Here is a 17,350-nt window from a genome sequence, read left to right on the forward strand (position 1 = left end):
AGGTGGGCGCCCGCGGATATTCGGGCTTGTCGTAAACAGGAAAGGCTAGGGGCTGCACGCTCGGCAGGAGAGAAGGCGGAGGAGATCCGCCTTCGAGTGGGTGACGATTTAAGAAAAATTGATCTGACCCTGGGGCTTTGGCTGTTCCCCACCGATCCTGGCGCCTTCACCGACCATGTCCAGGACTTTGTTTGCCATGTCCAGGACTTTGTGTCCCGCGCCCATTGCGCCGTTTGCCAGATCCATCCCTTTATCAGCAATACCCGCCACCATTGGGATTGCACCCATAACCCCTGCTGCCATCGAAATAGGATCCATCGTCATTCTCCACATTGGTTTAGGAGGTTTATTCCTCCTGGCGTTTGTGTGGTGAATTGTTACTGTTGAGTTCCGCTATTTCTGGGCGGTCTGCCTGGCGAGCACAAAAAAGCCCGGCAATCGCCGGGCTCTTTTTACTGAACGCGCTGCTTAGGCAGTGAAGGTCTTGCCTTCGAACTGCTCAGCCACGAACTTCCAGTTGACCAGGTTCCAGAACGCTTCCACATACTTTGGACGCACGTTGCGGTAGTCGATGTAGTAGGCGTGTTCCCATACGTCGCAGGTCAGCAGCGGGGTGTCGCCGCTGGTCAGCGGGTTGCCGGCGCCGATGGTGCTGGCCAGGGCCAGGGAACCGTCAGCCTTTTTCACCAGCCAGCCCCAACCGGAACCGAAGGTGCCGACGGACGTCTTGGTGAACTCTTCCTTGAACTTGTCGAACGAACCGAACGCGGCGTTGATGGCCTCAGCCAGTGCGCCGGTTGGTTGGCCGCCGGCGTTTGGCGCCAGGCAGTTCCAGTAGAAGGTGTGGTTCCAGACCTGAGCGGCGTTGTTGAAGATGCCGCCCGAGGAAGACTTGACGATTTCTTCCAGGGTCTTGCCTTCGAACTCGGTGCCAGGCACCAGGTTGTTCAGGTTCACGACATAGGTGTTGTGGTGCTTGTCGTGGTGGTATTCCAAGGTTTCCTTGGAGATGTGCGGCTGCAGGGCATCGTGTGCGTAGGGCAGCGGCGGCAATTCGAAAGCCATGATGATTCTCCTAATCAGGTCAGTTGCGGTGAGCGCAAGGCCGATCACGGGCGGCCAAACATGCGCCGGGGAGTTTGTACTCTTTGCGGCGCAGGGGGCCGATCATAGCACCGGGGGTGCGGCATAACCACGCAACAACTGTGTGGGATAGAGGTTCCAGCGCGTTTTCAACTATTGGTCAGGCGCTGATCAATTGGTAGGCCACCGAGAACATCATCACCGCCACCAGCAAGTCCAGCAGGCGCCAGGTGGCCGGGCGTGCGAGCCAGGGTGCCAGCCACGCCGCGCCGAGTGCCAGGGTGGTGAACCACAGGAACGAAGCGCTGGCGGCACCGGCCACGTAAGCCCCCGGCTGCGTTTGTTGCGCGCCCAGGGAACCGATCAGCAGCACGGTGTCCAGGTACACATGGGGATTTAGCAGGGTCACCGCCAGCGCGCTCAACAGGACCGCGCGCAATGAGCGGGTCTTGAGAGTGGCATCCTGATCCAGGCTTTGTTTCGAACAGGCCCGGCGTAGCGCACATGCGCCATACCACAGCAGGAACGCTGCGCCGCCCCAGCGTGCCACCGCAAGCAGTATCGGGCTCTGGGCCAGCACGGTGGCCAGGCCGAACACCCCGGCGGCCACCAGCAGCGCATCGCAGATCACGCACAATGCCGCGACGGGCAAGTGATGCTCGCGGCGCAGGCTTTGCGCGAGGACGAACGCGTTCTGGGTGCCGATTGCCATGATCAGCCCGAGGGCCACCAGCAAGCCGTTCATATAGCTCTGCCACATACTGAAGGATCCTTGTTGATGCTTAAACGATGCTGGCTATGGTGCGGGTCGGACCTGTATAAGAAAAACCAATATTGCTGATCGCTCATTAGGAAAACTGATGTTCGACTATAAGTTGCTTTCCGCCCTGGCGGCGGTGGTGGAACAAGCCGGCTTCGAGCGCGGTGCCCAGGTGCTGGGGCTGTCGCAGTCGGCGATCTCCCAGCGCATCAAGCTGCTGGAGGCGCGTATCGGGCAGCCGGTGCTGGTACGGGCCTCGCCCCCAACCCCGACCGACATCGGCCGACGCCTGCTCAACCATGTGCAACAGGTGCGTTTGCTGGAGCGTGACCTGCAAAGCCAGGTGCCGGCGCTGGACGAGGAGGGTATGCCCGAGCGCTTGCGCATCGCCCTGAATGCCGACAGCCTGGCCACATGGTGGGCCGAGGCCATCAGCGACTTCTGCGCCGAACAGCACTTGCTGCTGGACCTGGTGGTCGAAGACCAGACCGTGGGCCTCAAGCGTATGCGCGCCGGTGAGGTTGCGGCCTGTATCTGTGCCAGCGAGCGCCCGGTGGCCGGTGCTCGCAGCCTGTTACTGGGCGCCATGCGTTATCGGGCGCTGGCCAGCCCGGCGTTTATTGCCCGGCATTTCCCGGCGGGCGTGCGCGCCGATCAATTGGCGCGCACGCCGGCGCTGGTGTTCGGCCCGGATGATTTCCTGCAACACCGTTACCTGGCTTCCCTCGGGGTGAACGGAGGTTTTGAGCACCATCTATGCCCGTCGTCCGAAGGTTTTATTCGCCTGACGGAAGCCGGTCTTGGGTGGGGCCTGGTGCCCGAGTTACAGGTGCGCGACCAGATGGAAACCGGCGTATTGGTGGAGTTATTGCCAGATAAGCCCATCGATGTGCCGCTGTACTGGCATCATTGGCGCAGTGGCGGGCAACTGTTGGGCTTGTTGACCGACCATCTGGCCCAGGTTTGTGGCCACTGGTTGGTGCCGTTGAAGTGATGGCGGGCGTCAAGGCCACAGCGATGAAAAACGAAAGAACACGGAGTACTACATGAAAATTCTGGTCACCGGCGCAAGCGGCTTCATCGGCGGGCGCTTTGCGCGTTTTGCCCTTGAACAGGGCCTGGATGTGCGGGTCAACGGGCGACGCGCCGAGGGTGTCGAACACCTGGTTCGGCGCGGTGCCGAGTTTATCCAGGGTGACTTGAATGATGCCGACCTGGTGCGTGACCTGTGCCGCGACGTTGAAGCCGTGGTGCATTGCGCCGGCGCCGTCGGGTTGTGGGGCAAGTATCAGGACTTTCACCAAGGCAATGTGCTGGTCACTGAAAACGTGGTCGAAGCCTGCCTCAAGCAGCGCGTGGGGCGCCTGGTGCACCTGTCGTCGCCGTCGATCTACTTCGACGGCCGCGACCATTCAGGCATCACCGAAGAGCAGGTGCCCAAGCGTTTCAAGCATCCTTATGCCGCCACCAAATACCTGGCCGAGCAGAAGGTCTTCGGTGCCCAGGAGTTCGGTCTTGAGGTGTTGGCGTTGCGCCCGCGTTTTGTCACCGGTGCCGGCGACATGAGCATCTTCCCGCGGCTGTTGAAGATGCAGCGCAAGAACCGCCTGGCCATTGTCGGCGACGGCCTGAACAAGGTCGACTTCACCAGCGTGCACAACCTCAATGAAGCGTTGCTCAGCAGCCTGCTCGCACCCGGCTCGGCGCTGGGCAAGGCGTACAACATCAGTAACGGCGCACCGGTGCCTATATGGGATGTGGTCAATTATGTGATGCGGCAAATGGAGCTGCCCCAAGTGACCCGTTATCGGTCTTACGGTTTGTCCTACAGCGTGGCGGCCTTGAATGAGGCGTTCTGTGCGATGTGGCCGGGGCGGCCGGAGCCTTCGTTATCGCGTTTGGGCATGCAGGTGATGAACAAAGATTTCACCCTCGACATCAGCCGTGCCAGGCATTATCTGGACTACGACCCCAAGGTCACCCTGTGGGCCGCGCTCGATGAGTTCTGCAGTTGGTGGAAAGCCCAGGATCCGGGCCTCAAGTAAGTTCATAACCAGCAACACATCGGGAACCGAATTCGCCGGACCGTGTCGACCTATGCGTCTGGAGCACGGTTTATACTTGCGCCGCTCGGCCTCTGAGCAGCCACCTCATTGATTCAAGGTAGATTCATGCGTAACGATGCAAAAGACGACTTCGACAACGTGCCCAGCCTGCGGGCAGACCTCGGGGACGACGATGATTTCGTGCCGACTGCCGCCACTTCGGTGCGCTCGCGAACCACACCAGTGGTCAAAGTTAAAAGTGCCAGCACCGGCCCGTTGTGGGCGTTGGTAGGCGCATTGCTGATTGCTTTCGCCGGCCTGGCCTGGTGGAGCTTCCAGCAGATTTCCCTGATGGGCCAGCAGCTGGTCGCCACCCAGGAAAGCTTCGCCCGCATCAGCGAGGAAGCGGCGGGGCGCCTGCAGGATATTTCCGGCAAGGTCGTGGCCAGCGAAGCCAGCGTGAACAACGGCAGCGAGGCGCTGAAATTGCAGATCAAGCAGTTGCAAGCCCAGTTGCAGGAGCAGGGCAAGCAACAGTTGGGCGTCGCCGGCCAAGCCACCGAGCTGGACAGTCGCCTGGCCCAGATGAGCGCCAGTACCACCGAACTGACGGCTGCCAATGCCAAGCTGCAAGGCCAGGTGCAGGCCCTGACCGACGCTGTCGCCAGCCTCAAGGCGGCCCAAGGTGAGATCAAGGACTTGTCCACTGATGTGGCAGCCTTGAAGAAGCAGGGCAATCCAGGCGCCGCCATCGCCCGTCTTGAGCAGGATTTGCTGGTACTCAAGAGTGCCCAGGAAAACCAGCCTGCCAACGTCGATGCGCCGACCAACAAGGAGTTTGATGTGTTCCGCATCCAGACCACGCGCAATATCACCACCTTGCAGAGCCAGGTGCAGAATCTGAACCAGCGCCTCAATGCGCCTGCTGCGGCCACACCGCTGGGTCAATGAACGAAGTTATGGCCTTTGAATGAGATCTAAATGTAGGAGGGAGCAAGCCCCCTCCCACATTTTGGATTTTCACTTGGAGATTGATTGTCACCAGATAGTGACATTTCTTCTCCCCTTCGTTACTTGCCCCTACCGCGCCCTTGTTTAGACTCCGGTCATCCCACAAAAAACAATAAGGGCCACCCATGACCACCCATCCACTGCCTGCCAGCAGTTGGCTGAACGCACCTGCCCACCACGCCTGGCTCGCCGCTGAAGGCCAGCGCCTGTTGGCGTTCGCCAAGGCATCGCGCCTGCCGGACGGGTTCGGCAACCTCGACGATAAAGGCCAGTTGCCCGCCGATGCCCGCGCCGAAACCATGAACACCGCCCGTATGACCCACAGCTTCGCCATGGCCCATGCGATGGGGCTGCCCGGTTATGCCGAGCTGGTGGCGCATGGCGTGACGGCTCTCAGCGGCCCGCTGCGCGACAGTGAGCACGGTGGCTGGTTCGCCGCGCCCCAAGCCCTGGATGGCAACACCGGCAAAGCAGCGTACCTGCATGCATTCGTGGCCCTGGCCGCCAGCTCTGCGGTGGTGGCTGGCGCGCCGGGTGCGCAAACCTTGTTGAACGACGCCATTCATATCATCGACCAGTTCTTCTGGAGCGAGGAGGAGGGCGTCATGCTTGAATCTTTCGCCCAAGACTGGAGTGGTGTCGAAGGCTATCGCGGCGCCAACAGCAACATGCACGCCACCGAGGCCTTCCTGGCCCTGGCCGATGTCACCGCTGACAGCCGTTGGCTGGACCGTGCGCTGCGCATCGTCGAGCGGGTGATCCACACCCACGCCGCCAGCAACCAGTTCATGGTGATCGAGCACTTTGATGCGCAGTGGAAACCTCTACTGGGCTACAACGAAGATAACCCCGCTGATGGGTTTCGCCCCTACGGCATCACCCCCGGGCACGGTTTCGAATGGGCGCGGCTGCTACTGCACCTGGAAGCTGCGCGCCTGCAGGCCGGGCTGGATACGCCGGCTTGGTTGGTTGACGACGCCAAAGGGCTGTTTGCCAGCGCCTGTGAATATGCCTGGGCCGTGGATGGTGCACCGGGCATTGTCTACACGTTGGATTGGAGTCGGCGCCCGGTTGTACGCGAGCGCTTGCACTGGACCCACGCAGAAGCCAGCGCCGCTGCTCAGGCACTGCTCAAACGTACCGGTGAACTGCATTACGAGATCTGGTATCGACGCATCTGGGAGTTTTGTGAAACCCACTTCATCGATCGGCTCCATGGCAGTTGGCACCACGAACTCAGCCCGCACAACCAACCCAGCAGCAAAATCTGGGGCGGCAAACCTGATCTGTACCATGCCTGGCAAGCGGTCGTGCTGCCTGCGTTACCCTTGGCACCCAGCCTGGCCAGTGCATTGGGCAACGGGCGTTATGTCACCAAGTGGTGACATTTGTGCGTCCCTTTGTTACCTGCGCCTGGAAAATCCCTGTTTAAACTCCGTGCAGCGCAAGCTCTAGACTTGCATGCATAACAACAAGAAAAGGTACTCAGATGAACGCGATTAATCGCCTCGCCGTCGCTATTTCCATTGCCTCGTTGTTTCCCCTCAGTGCATTTGCCGCCGACTCCAAAGGTACGGTGGAAGTGGTGCATTGGTGGACTTCCGGTGGTGAAAAAGCGGCTGTGGATGTCCTGAAGGCCCAAGTTGAGAAAGACGGCTTCACCTGGAAAGACGGTGCCGTTGCAGGTGGCGGTGGCGCCACGGCCATGACCGTGCTGAAAAGCCGTGCGGTTGCCGGCAACCCACCGGGCGTAGCCCAGATCAAAGGCCCCGACATTCAGGAATGGGCGTCCACTGGCCTGCTCGATACCGACGTGCTCAAAGACGTCGCCAAAGAAGAAAAGTGGGATTCCCTGCTCGACAAGAAAGTCTCCGACACCGTGAAGTACGACGGTGACTACGTAGCCGTACCGGTGAATATTCACCGCGTGAACTGGCTGTGGATCAACCCGGAAGTCTTCAAGAAAGCCGGTATCACCAAGAACCCAACCACCCTCGAAGAATTCTACGCAGCCGGCGACAAGCTCAAAGCTGCAGGTTTCATTGCGCTTGCCCACGGCGGCCAGCCTTGGCAGGACAGCACCGTTTTCGAAGCGGTAGTGCTCTCGGTCATGGGGGCTGATGGCTACAAGAAAGCCCTGGTCGACCTGGATAACGGCGCGCTGACCGGCCCGGAAATGGTCAAGGCACTCACCGAGCTGAAGAAAGTCGCGACCTACATGGATGTCGACGGCAAAGGCCAGGACTGGAACCTCGAAGCCGGCAAGGTCATCAACGGCAAGGCCGGTATGCAGATCATGGGTGACTGGGCCAAGTCCGAGTGGACTGCCGCCAAGAAAGTCGCCGGCAAGGACTACGAGTGCGTAGCGTTCCCGGGCACCGACAAAGCTTTCACCTACAACATCGACTCCCTGGCGGTGTTCAAGCAGAAAGACAAAGGCACTGCTGCTGGCCAGCAGGACATCGCCAAAGTCGTGCTGGGTGAAAACTTCCAGAAAGTGTTCAGCATCAACAAGGGCTCGATCCCTGTGCGTAACGACATGCTGACCAAGATGGATTCCTACGGCTTCGACTCCTGCGCCCAGACCGCCGCCAAGGACTTCCTGACCGACGCCAAGACGGGCGGCCTGCAGCCAAGCATGGCGCACAACATGGCCACTACCCTGGCGGTGCAAGGTGCGTTCTTTGACGTAGTGACCAACTACATCAACGACCCGAAAGCCGACCCGGCCGACACCGCCAAGAAGCTGGGTGCTGCGATCAAGTCGGCCAAGTAACACTTGGTAGCGGATTTTTGTGGGAGCCGGGCTTGCCCGCGATGCAGACAACTCGGTGTACCGGTGACACCGAGGTGATGCCATCGCAGGCGAGCCAGCTCCCACACAAACCGCGTTCGACAAGAGACTCACCTTGTAGTCCTTTTTCCCTGTAGTGGATTTTCCCATGAGTTCTGTTGCTGTGTTCAGCAAGGCCTCGCCGTTCGATGTGCTGCAACGCTGGCTACCCAAACTGGTGCTGGCGCCGAGCATGTTCATCGTGCTGGTAGGCTTTTACGGCTACATCCTGTGGACGTTCGTGCTGTCGTTCACCACTTCCACGTTCCTGCCCAGCTACAAATGGGCGGGCCTGGCGCAGTATCAGCGGCTGTTCGACAACGACCGCTGGTGGGTGGCGAGCAAGAACCTGGCCGTATTCGGCGGCATGTTCATCGGCATCACCCTGGTGATCGGTGTGCTGCTGGCGATTTTCCTCGACCAGAAAATCCGCCGCGAAGGCTTTATCCGCACCATTTACCTGTACCCGATGGCGCTTTCGATGATCGTCACCGGTACCGCCTGGAAATGGCTGCTCAACCCGGGCATGGGCCTGGACAAACTTCTGCGGGATTGGGGCTGGGAAGGCTTCCGTCTCGACTGGCTGATCGACCCCGACCGCGTGGTCTACTGCCTGGTGATCGCCGCTGTGTGGCAAGCCTCGGGCTTTATCATGGCGATGTTCCTGGCTGGCCTGCGTGGGGTTGATCAATCGATCATCCGCGCCGCCCAGATCGACGGTGCCAGCCTGCCGCGCATCTATTGGAGCGTGGTGCTGCCAAGCCTGCGTCCGGTGTTCTTCAGTGCAGTGATGATCCTGGCGCACATTGCGATCAAGAGCTTCGACCTGGTGGCGGCGATGACCGCGGGTGGCCCGGGCTATTCGTCCGATCTGCCGGCGATGTTCATGTACTCGTTCACCTTCAGCCGTGGCCAGATGGGCATGGGCTCGGCCAGTGCAATCCTGATGCTCGGTGCGATCCTCGCGATCATCGTGCCGTACCTCTACTCCGAGCTGAGGACCAAACGTAATGACTAGTCTCGCCTCCAAACCTGCCATCAGCCTGAGTCGTATCGCGATCTATGCGGTGCTGATCCTCGCCGTGCTGCTGTACCTGGTGCCGCTGGTGGTGATGCTGCTCACCAGCTTCAAGACTCCCGAAGACATCAGCAGCGGCAACCTGCTGAGCTGGCCGACCGTGGTCAGTGGCATCGGCTGGGTCAAGGCCTGGGCCACTGTGGATGGTTACTTCTGGAACTCGATCAAGATCACCGTTCCAGCCGTGCTGATTTCCACCGCCATTGGGGCCTTGAATGGCTATGTGTTGTCGTTCTGGCGCTTCCGAGGTTCGCAACTGTTCTTTGGATTGTTGCTGTTCGGCTGCTTCCTGCCGTTCCAGACCGTGCTGCTGCCCGCGTCGTTCACCCTCGGCAAGATGGGCCTGGCGAGCACCACCACCGGCCTGGTGTTTATCCACGTGGTCTACGGCCTGGCGTTCACCACGCTGTTCTTCCGTAACTACTACGTAAGCATCCCGGATGCGCTGATCAAGGCGGCACGCCTGGACGGTGCGGGTTTCTTCACCATCTTCCGGCAGATCATTCTGCCGATGTCGACGCCGATCATCATGGTCTGCCTGATCTGGCAGTTCACACAGATCTGGAACGACTTCCTGTTCGGCGTGGTGTTCTCCAGCGGCGACTCGCAGCCCATCACGGTGGCGCTGAACAACCTGGTCAACACCAGCACCGGGGCCAAGGAATATAACGTGGATATGGCGGCGGCGATGATCGCCGGGCTGCCGACCCTGCTGGTCTATGTGATCGCAGGCAAGTATTTCGTGCGCGGCCTCACGGCCGGCGCGGTCAAGGGGTAATCATGGCTACGCTTGAACTTCGCAATGTAAACAAAACCTACGGCGCCGGCCTGCCCGACACCTTGAAGAACATCGAACTGTCGATCAAGGAAGGCGAATTCCTGATCCTGGTCGGCCCTTCGGGGTGCGGCAAGTCCACGCTGATGAACTGCATCGCCGGCCTTGAGACCATCACCGGCGGCGCGATCATGATCGGCGACCAGGATGTCAGCGGCATGAGCCCCAAGGACCGCGACATCGCCATGGTGTTCCAGTCCTACGCGCTGTACCCGACCATGAGCGTGCGCGAGAACATCGAATTCGGCCTGAAGATCCGCAAGATGCCGCAAGCCGACATCGACGCCGAAGTCGCACGCGTGGCCAAGCTGCTGCAGATCGAACACCTGCTCAACCGCAAGCCGGGCCAACTGTCCGGTGGCCAGCAGCAGCGTGTGGCCATGGGCCGAGCGCTGGCGCGGCGGCCGAAGATCTACCTGTTCGACGAACCGCTGTCCAACCTCGACGCCAAATTGCGCGTCGAGATGCGCACCGAAATGAAGCTGATGCACCAGCGTCTGAAAACCACCACCGTCTACGTCACCCACGACCAGATCGAAGCGATGACCCTGGGCGACAAGGTGGCGGTGATGAAGGACGGCATCATCCAACAATTCGGCACGCCGAAAGAAATCTATAACGACCCGGCCAACCTGTTTGTGGCAAGCTTTATCGGTTCACCACCGATGAACTTCGTGCCTTTGCGCCTGCAACGCAAGGACGGTCGTCTGGTCGCGCTGCTGGACAGCGGCCAGGCCCGTTGCGAGCTGCCGCTGAGCATGAACGACGCCGGGCTTGAAGACCGCGATGTGATCCTCGGCCTGCGCCCGGAGCAGATCGTGCTGGCGGCGGGCGAGGGCAATGGCTCCTCGAGTATTCGTGCCGAAGTACAGGTGACCGAGCCCACCGGCCCGGACACGCTGGTGTTTGTGCAGCTCAACGACACCAAGGTCTGCTGCCGCTTGGCGCCGGACGTCGCGCCGCAGGTGGGCGAGACCCTGACGCTGCAATTCGACCCGACCAAGGTGTTGCTGTTTGACGCCAAGACCGGTGAGCGATTGGGGACTGCTGGCTCACTGGGGGCATCTGTGGGAGCCGGGCTTGCCCGCGATGGTGTCACCGCGTTGTAACTGCAGGACTGAGGCGCCTGCATCGCGGGCAAGCCCGGCTCCCACAGGAAAAAGAAGATAACTAGTTGTTTTAATTAAAAAATGTAACCCGCGTTAGATAAAAACAGTTTAATAACAATAAAGACGAGGATGTAGGGATGAAAAAGCAACACAACAACACCCGGCTGATCTGCCAGCTGTCAGCGGTAGCAGCCCTGGTTTTGTCCGCCAATGCGATGGCGGATGAAGCCTTCAGTGCCGATTCCAAGTGGATGACCGGCGATTGGGGCGGCGAGCGTACCAAGCTGATCGAGCAAGGTATCGACATCAAGGCCGACTACGTTGGGGAGATGGGCTACAACGCTCACGGTGGCTACAACGACGACAAGACCGGTCGCTACTCTGACCAGTTTGGTCTTGGCGTGGCACTGGACCTGCAAAAACTGTGGGGCTGGGATAACACCCAGGCCAAGATCCAGTTGACCAATCGTAATGGCCAGAACATTTCCAATGACCGTGTTGGTGATTCCAGCAGAGGTCCGGCGACTTTGAGTTCCTCTCAAGAAGTCTACGGTCGCGGCCACATGGTGCGACTGACCCAATTGTGGATCCAGCACCAATTCCTCGATGGCAAGTTGGACGTTAAAGCCGGTTACTTCGGTGAAGGCGAAGACTTCAACACTTTCCCCTGCGATTTTCAGAACCTGGCGTTCTGCGGCTCCCAAGTGGGTAACTGGGCCACCAACATCTGGTACAACTGGCCGGTCAGCCAGGCCGCTCTGCGTGTGAAATACCACATCACGCCTGAGCTGTATGCGCAAATTGGCGCGTACAACCAGAACCCCTCGCAGCTTGAACACGGCAACGGCTTCAAGCTCAGCGGCAGCGGCACCAAGGGCACTGTATTGCCGGTAGAACTGGTTTGGTCACCCAAGGTCAACGGCCTGCCGGGCGAATACCGTGTGGGTTACTACAAGAGCACGGCTGACGCCAGTGACGTGCGCGAAGATGCTAATGGCAATGACGCTGCGATCAGCGGTGACGGTTATCGCGTTCACAGCAGCAAACACGGCTACTGGGGCGTCCTTCAACAGCAACTCACTACACATAACGGCGACGCCTCTCGTGGTCTGAATATTGCCGCCAACGCGACGTTCCACGATAAAGACACTAACTTCATCGATAACTATCAGTCGCTGATGCTTGTGTACAAAGGCCCCTTCGATGCGCGTCCAAAAGATGACGTCGGTATTGGTTTCGCCCGTATCCACGTTAACGATGATGTGAAGAAAAACGCTGAGTTGCTGAACGCAGGTGGTGGCTTCACCGACTACGACCAAGCCGGTTTCACGCCGGTGCGCAGCACAGAATACAACTACGAAATCAATTACGGCTTCCACGTGACCAACTGGCTGACCGTGCGCCCCAACCTGCAATACGTTACCCACCCAGGTGGCAATGACGAGATCGACAACGCCTTGGTCGCCGGCCTGAAAATTCAGTCTACCTTCTAACGCTGTTGCGATAAGCTCCTCTCTCTGTGCGCATTTGCGGGTAGCCATGGCTATCCGCTTTTTTTTGGCTTGCACTGTGATATTCGGAACCTGTGCACATGCATGAGCAACCGCTGCAACGCTTTTTCAAATCCCTGCGCGAGCGACCGGTGTTCGCCTGGGAGCGCTTTCAGATGCGCGATGTGTTGGTGATCGACCACCCCCTGTGCCAGGCGGTGTTCAGTCGCCAGGGTGCGCAATTGCTGCACTTTCAACCGACGGGCCAGAAGCCGTGGCTGTGGTGTGCCGCCAAATGGCCGCAAGTCGGGGCTATCCGTGGTGGCGTACCGGTGTGCTGGCCGTGGTATGGCCGTCACCCCAGCGAAAACGCGTGGCCGTCCCATGGCTGGGCGCGCCTGATTGACTGGAAGCTGCTCGACAGCAGCACCGATGACGATGGCGTGCGCCTGCACTGGCAATTGCAATTGTGCGACTGGCAGGTGGACTTGCACGCGCACTTGGGCGAAACCCTGGAACTGCGCCTGAGCACCGAGCACCAGGACGAGTTGCCGTGCCAGTTGAGCCATGCTTTGCACGCTTACTGGCGTATTGGTCACGTTGACGAGGTAGCGCTGTCTGGGCTCGACGGCGCGCAAGGTTATGATCAGCTCAACCGTCAGGTCTGCCAGCAGGAAGGTGAACTGCGGGTCGATGGCGGTTGCCAGCGGGTGTTCCAGCATGAGGGCGAACTACAGCTCAAGGACCACGCCTGGCAGCGTGAACTGTGCATCGACACCGGCGACAGCGCCGACACGGTGGTGTGGCATCCAGGTAGCCGACCGCTGTTGGGCGTGAGCTTTAACGAGGCGTCGGGGTTTGTGTGCGTGGAGTCGGCGATGGCCGGTGCGAGCCTGGCGCCGGGGGAGAGGGCGCATTTGAGTCTGCAGGCTCGGGCTGGAGCTTAGCGGTGTGGCTGATGGCGCTATCGCAGGCAAGCCAGCTCCCACATTTGAAGGTATTCACACATCAAACTGTGGGAGGGGGCTTGCTCCCGATGAGGCCAGTGCAGCCAACACAGGTCCAGGCTTAGTTGAACTCATCCCCCACCGGATACCGGCTGTCATTCAAACTCTCTTTGATCTTGCGCAAATGCGGCTGGAAATCCACTCCGCGGCGCAGGGTCATGCCGGTCGCCAGCACATCCAGCACGGTCAATTGGATGATCCGAGAAGTCATCGGCATGTAGATATCGGTGTCTTCCGGCAACGGGATGTTCAGGCTTACTGTACTGGCCTTGGCAAGCGGCGAGTTTTCGGCGGTCACGCCCAACACTGACGCACCGTTTTCCCTGGCGATACGCGCCACTTCCACCAGTTCGCGTGTGCGCCCGGTGTAGGAAATGATCACGAACAGCTCGCCGGTATGCGCCACCGAAGCGATCATGCGCTGCATCAGCACGTCCGCATGAGCGGTCACCGCCAGGTTGAAGCGGAAAAACTTGTGCAGCGCATCCATGGCCACCGGCGCCGAGGCGCCCAGGCCGAAGAAGTGGATCTGGCGCGCCTGGATCAACAGATCCACGGCCTTGCTGATCAGCGCCGGGTCCAGGGCCTGGCAAGCGCTGTCCAGGGACGCAATGGCGCTGCCAAAGATCTTCTGGGTGTAGGCCTCGGGGTTATCATCGGCCTCCACGGCACGGCTGACATACGCGGCGCCACTGGCCAGGCTTTGCGCCAGCTGCAATTTAAGTTCAGGGTAACCGCTGACGCCGAACGAACGGCAGAAGCGGTTGACCGTCGGTTCGCTGACCGAGGCGGCCTGGGCGAGGGCGGCGATCGAGAAGCGTGTAGCCTGCTGCGGGTTGAGCAGGATGACTTCAGCGACTTTGCGCTCGGCCTTGTTTAATTCTTCGAGGCGGTTCCGGATCTGTTCCAGAAGATTTCGCACGCGGTCCATTCAGTCTTTCCTTCGGGCGACGATGCAAATAAAGGGCGGCAACCAATCGACGACTGGCTTTTCGCGGTGGCCTATCCTACTGAGGGTAGCTGAACACCACCACTCGCAATGCGTATTTCCGGAAAATGTTGTGGTTATTACTACATTTTTCCTTGAGTGATGCCTTGAAAAAAGGTATTTGTAGCTTAACTTGATAAAAGAACAAACATCATGCCTTCGATAACCGTAGAACCCTGCACCTTTGCCCTGTTTGGCGCCTTGGGTGATCTGGCGCTGCGCAAGTTATTTCCTGCCCTCTATCAACTCGATGGCGCCGGGCTGCTGCACGACGATACACGCATCCTGGCCCTGGCCCGTGAAGCCGGCAGCGAGCAGCAACACCTGGCCCATATCGAAAAAGAATTGCGTAAATACGTCGGCAAGGAACTCGACGAGGCCGTGGCCGCGCGCTTCCTTGCGCGCCTGGCCTACGTGCATGTCGACTTCATGAAGGCTGACGACTACGTCGCCCTTGCCGAGAAGGTCGGCGGCGAACAACGCCTGATCGCCTACTTCGCTACCCCCGCGGCGGTGTACGGGGCTATCTGCGAGAACCTGTCCAAGGTGGGCCTGGCGGAAAACACCCGCGTGGTCCTGGAAAAGCCCATCGGTTCTGACCTGGAATCCTCGCGCAAGGTCAACGATGCGGTGGCGCAGTTTTTCCCGGAAAACCGCACCTACCGTATCGACCACTATCTGGGCAAAGAAACCGTCCAGAACCTGATCGCCCTGCGTTTCGCCAACAGTTTGTTCGAAACCCAGTGGAACCAGAACTACATTTCACACGTGGAAATCACCGTGGCCGAGCAGGTCGGCATCGAAGGCCGTTGGGGCTACTTCGACAAGGCCGGCCAGCTGCGTGACATGATCCAGAACCACCTGCTGCAGTTGCTGTGCCTGATCGCCATGGACCCGCCGGCCGACCTGTCCGCCGACAGTATCCGCGACGAGAAGGTCAAGGTGCTCAAGGCCCTGGCGCCGATCAGCCCCGAGGGCCTGACCACCCAGGTGGTACGCGGCCAATACATTGCCGGCTACAGTGCGGGCAAAGCCGTGCCGGGTTATCTGGAAGAAGACAATTCCAACACCCAGAGCGACACCGAAACCTTCGTCGCCCTGCGTGCCGATATTCGCAACTGGCGTTGGGCCGGGGTGCCGTTCTACCTGCGTACTGGCAAACGTATGCCGCAAAAGCTGTCGCAGATTGTCATCCATTTCAAGGAACCGTCCCACTACATCTTCGCCCCCGAGCAGCGCCTGCAGATCAGCAACAAGCTGATCATTCGCCTGCAACCGGACGAAGGTATTTCCTTGCGCGTGATGACCAAAGAGCAGGGCCTGGACAAGGGCATGCAACTGCGCAGCGGGCCACTGCAACTGAATTTTTCCGACACCTATCGCAGCGCACGCATCCCGGATGCCTACGAGCGGTTGTTGCTGGAAGTGATGCGCGGCAATCAGAACCTGTTTGTTCGCAAAGATGAAATCGAAGCTGCGTGGAAGTGGTGTGACCAGTTGATCGCCGGCTGGAAAAAGTCCGGTGATGCACCCAAGCCGTATGCGGCGGGGTCCTGGGGGCCGATGAGCTCGATTGCACTGATTACGCGGGATGGGAGGTCGTGGTATGGCGATATCTGAATTGAAACTGCCTCAGGGCGTTACTGCCCATGAGTACCGTACGCCCACGCTGCTGGCCGATGGCCTGGCCCATGACGTGGCCGAACAACTGCGCGCTGCCATCAGCGCCCGTGGCGAGGCGACGCTGGTGGTGTCCGGTGGACGCAGCCCCGTGGCGTTTTTCCAGAACCTGGCCAAGCAGGGGCTGGACTGGTCCAGGGTCACCGTCACCCTGGCCGATGAACGCTGGGTACCGGTCGAACACGCCGACAGCAATGCCGGCCTGTTGAAGCAGCACCTGCTGCAAGGCCCGGCAGCCGCGGCCAGGTTCCTCAGCCTGTACAGTGCCGCCGCCAACCTTGAAGACGCTGCCGAGCAGGCCGATCGGCTGCTGGCCGAACTGCCCGGCATTGATGTGCTGGTGCTGGGCATGGGCGATGACGGCCACACCGCCTCGCTGTTCCCCAACAGCCCCAACCTGGCAGAGGCACTGAAGGCCGACGGTACTCGCCGTTGCTGGCCGATGCTGGCGCCAACCGTGCCGCACCAGCGCCTGACCATGAGTCGTGCGCTGCTGGCGACGGCCAACTACACCGTGCTGTCTATTTCCGGCAGTTCGAAATTGACCACCTTGAGCGCCGCGCTGGCCAGCGACGATGTTGCTGCCATGCCGATTCGCGCGTTTTTGCAACCTACTCTCGAGATTTACTGGTGCCCATGAGCCAAGGATCAGCCGCTATGAAAAGCCCTCAACCGACCGTGTCCATGGCGGATAAAGTTGCCTTGATCGACAGCCTCTGCGCCAAGGCGCGGATCCTGCCGGTGATTACCATCGCCCGCGAGCAGGACATCCTGCCGCTGGCCGATGCCCTGGCAGCTGGCGGTTTGACCGCGTTGGAAGTGACCCTGCGTTCCGAGTTCGGCCTCAAGGCCATTCAGGTCTTGCGTGAGCAACGTCCTGAGCTGTGCACCGGTGCCGGTACCGTGCTTGATCGTCACATGCTCGAAGCGGCCGAAGTGGCGGGCTCGCAATTTATCGTCACCCCTGGCATTACCCGCGACCTGCTGGAAGCCTCGGTACACAGCCCGATCCCGCTGCTGCCGGGCATCAGCAACGCCTCCGGCATCATGGAAGGCTACGGCCTGGGTTACCGCCGCTTCAAGTTGTTCCCGGCCGAAGTCAGCGGCGGCGTCGCGGCCATCAAGGCGCTGGGCGGCCCGTTTGGCGAAGTGAAATTCTGCCCGACCGGCGGCGTTGGCCCGGCCAATATCAAAAGCTACATGGCGTTGAAAAACGTGATGTGCGTGGGCGGTAGCTGGATGCTTGATCCTGAGTGGGTCAGGAACGGCGACTGGGCACGCATCCAGGAAGTTACCGCACAGGCGCTGGCGCTGCTGGACTGAGCGGATTTACAGAATCGTTGTTGCTGTGCTTAACGGCATTTTTGCGGTGCACTTGGTCGGTGTGCCGCTTTTTTTTGCCTGCAGAAACCTCAAGAACACCGATGTTCA

At 60.0% G+C, this 17,350-nt stretch carries 17 protein-coding genes; 13 read left to right on the forward strand and 4 right to left on the reverse strand.

The genetic code is table 11. The features are described 5' to 3' along the window. Positions 1-108 precede the first annotated feature (108 nt). From JH25_RS06600 to JH25_RS06590, 3 genes are all read right to left on the reverse strand, one after another. Positions 109-318: a hypothetical protein gene (locus JH25_RS06600; protein ID WP_146097885.1), complete on the reverse strand. Its 210-nt coding sequence runs from the start codon at positions 316-318 to the stop codon at positions 109-111. Between the two features lie 150 nt (positions 319-468). Next, positions 469-1,065 (reverse strand): superoxide dismutase, encoded by a 597-nt coding sequence (locus tag JH25_RS06595; protein WP_003212997.1) that lies wholly within the window; start codon positions 1,063-1,065, stop codon positions 469-471. Positions 1,066-1,243: 178 nt separating this feature from the next. After that, the gene (locus JH25_RS06590) at positions 1,244-1,843 is read right to left on the reverse strand and encodes a LysE/ArgO family amino acid transporter (RefSeq protein ID WP_032879749.1); all 600 of its coding nucleotides are present in this window, start codon (positions 1,841-1,843) and stop codon (positions 1,244-1,246) included. Between the two features lie 100 nt (positions 1,844-1,943). On the opposite strand from JH25_RS06590, the gene JH25_RS06585 reads away from it, so the two are divergent. The 10 genes from JH25_RS06585 (at position 1,944) to JH25_RS06540 (ending at position 13,191) form a co-directional block, all read left to right on the forward strand. Further along, complete coding sequence (locus JH25_RS06585) at positions 1,944-2,837, forward strand: LysR family transcriptional regulator ArgP (RefSeq protein WP_032879751.1); 894 nt, start codon at positions 1,944-1,946, stop codon at positions 2,835-2,837. A 52-nt stretch (positions 2,838-2,889) separates the two neighbouring features. Then, positions 2,890-3,888 (forward strand): NAD-dependent epimerase/dehydratase family protein, encoded by a 999-nt coding sequence (locus JH25_RS06580; RefSeq protein ID WP_032879753.1) that lies wholly within the window; start codon positions 2,890-2,892, stop codon positions 3,886-3,888. A gap of 126 nt (positions 3,889-4,014) precedes the next feature. After that, positions 4,015-4,839, forward strand: a complete 825-nt coding sequence (locus tag JH25_RS06575) for an ATPase (RefSeq protein ID WP_032879754.1) — start codon at positions 4,015-4,017, stop codon at positions 4,837-4,839. A gap of 185 nt (positions 4,840-5,024) precedes the next feature. Further along, on the forward strand, positions 5,025-6,284 hold the full coding sequence (locus JH25_RS06570; protein WP_032879755.1) for a D-mannose isomerase: 1,260 nt from the start codon (positions 5,025-5,027) through the stop codon (positions 6,282-6,284). A 104-nt stretch (positions 6,285-6,388) separates the two neighbouring features. After that, on the forward strand, positions 6,389-7,675 hold the full coding sequence (locus JH25_RS06565; RefSeq protein WP_032879756.1) for an ABC transporter substrate-binding protein: 1,287 nt from the start codon (positions 6,389-6,391) through the stop codon (positions 7,673-7,675). Positions 7,676-7,841: 166 nt separating this feature from the next. After that, the gene (locus JH25_RS06560; protein WP_003193765.1) at positions 7,842-8,750 is read left to right on the forward strand and encodes a carbohydrate ABC transporter permease; all 909 of its coding nucleotides are present in this window, start codon (positions 7,842-7,844) and stop codon (positions 8,748-8,750) included. Beyond that, positions 8,743-9,588 (forward strand): carbohydrate ABC transporter permease, encoded by an 846-nt coding sequence (locus JH25_RS06555; RefSeq protein WP_005790778.1) that lies wholly within the window; start codon positions 8,743-8,745, stop codon positions 9,586-9,588. Before JH25_RS06560 ends, JH25_RS06555 begins: the two co-directional genes overlap by 8 nt. A gap of 2 nt (positions 9,589-9,590) precedes the next feature. Beyond that, positions 9,591-10,754, forward strand: a complete 1,164-nt coding sequence (locus JH25_RS06550; protein WP_032879757.1) for an ABC transporter ATP-binding protein — start codon at positions 9,591-9,593, stop codon at positions 10,752-10,754. A 137-nt stretch (positions 10,755-10,891) separates the two neighbouring features. Further along, positions 10,892-12,247: a carbohydrate porin gene (locus tag JH25_RS06545; protein WP_032879758.1), complete on the forward strand. Its 1,356-nt coding sequence runs from the start codon at positions 10,892-10,894 to the stop codon at positions 12,245-12,247. Between the two features lie 98 nt (positions 12,248-12,345). Continuing rightward, positions 12,346-13,191 (forward strand): D-hexose-6-phosphate mutarotase, encoded by an 846-nt coding sequence (locus JH25_RS06540; protein WP_005790774.1) that lies wholly within the window; start codon positions 12,346-12,348, stop codon positions 13,189-13,191. 121 nt (positions 13,192-13,312) lie between these two features. Here JH25_RS06540 and JH25_RS06535 read toward each other — a convergent pair whose 3' ends face one another. After that, entirely contained in the window at positions 13,313-14,173 is an 861-nt protein-coding gene (locus JH25_RS06535) for a MurR/RpiR family transcriptional regulator (RefSeq protein WP_169856377.1), read from the reverse strand. A gap of 219 nt (positions 14,174-14,392) precedes the next feature. Here JH25_RS06535 and zwf point away from each other — a divergent pair, with 219 nt between their 5' ends. The 3 genes from zwf to JH25_RS06520 are packed head-to-tail and all read left to right on the forward strand — an operon-like array spanning position 14,393 to position 17,242. Next, positions 14,393-15,859, forward strand: coding sequence for a glucose-6-phosphate dehydrogenase (gene zwf, locus JH25_RS06530; protein WP_032879759.1), 1,467 nt, complete (start codon positions 14,393-14,395; stop codon positions 15,857-15,859). Further along, the gene (gene pgl, locus JH25_RS06525) at positions 15,846-16,559 is read left to right on the forward strand and encodes a 6-phosphogluconolactonase (protein WP_032879760.1); all 714 of its coding nucleotides are present in this window, start codon (positions 15,846-15,848) and stop codon (positions 16,557-16,559) included. The genes zwf and pgl overlap by 14 nt, the downstream gene beginning before the upstream one ends. A 17-nt stretch (positions 16,560-16,576) precedes the next feature. Continuing rightward, complete coding sequence (locus JH25_RS06520; protein WP_032803689.1) at positions 16,577-17,242, forward strand: bifunctional 4-hydroxy-2-oxoglutarate aldolase/2-dehydro-3-deoxy-phosphogluconate aldolase; 666 nt, start codon at positions 16,577-16,579, stop codon at positions 17,240-17,242. Positions 17,243-17,350 lie beyond the last annotated feature (108 nt).

This window comes from Pseudomonas sp. BRG-100 (genome assembly GCF_000737955.1).
Classification (GTDB): domain Bacteria; phylum Pseudomonadota; class Gammaproteobacteria; order Pseudomonadales; family Pseudomonadaceae; genus Aquipseudomonas; species Aquipseudomonas synxantha_A.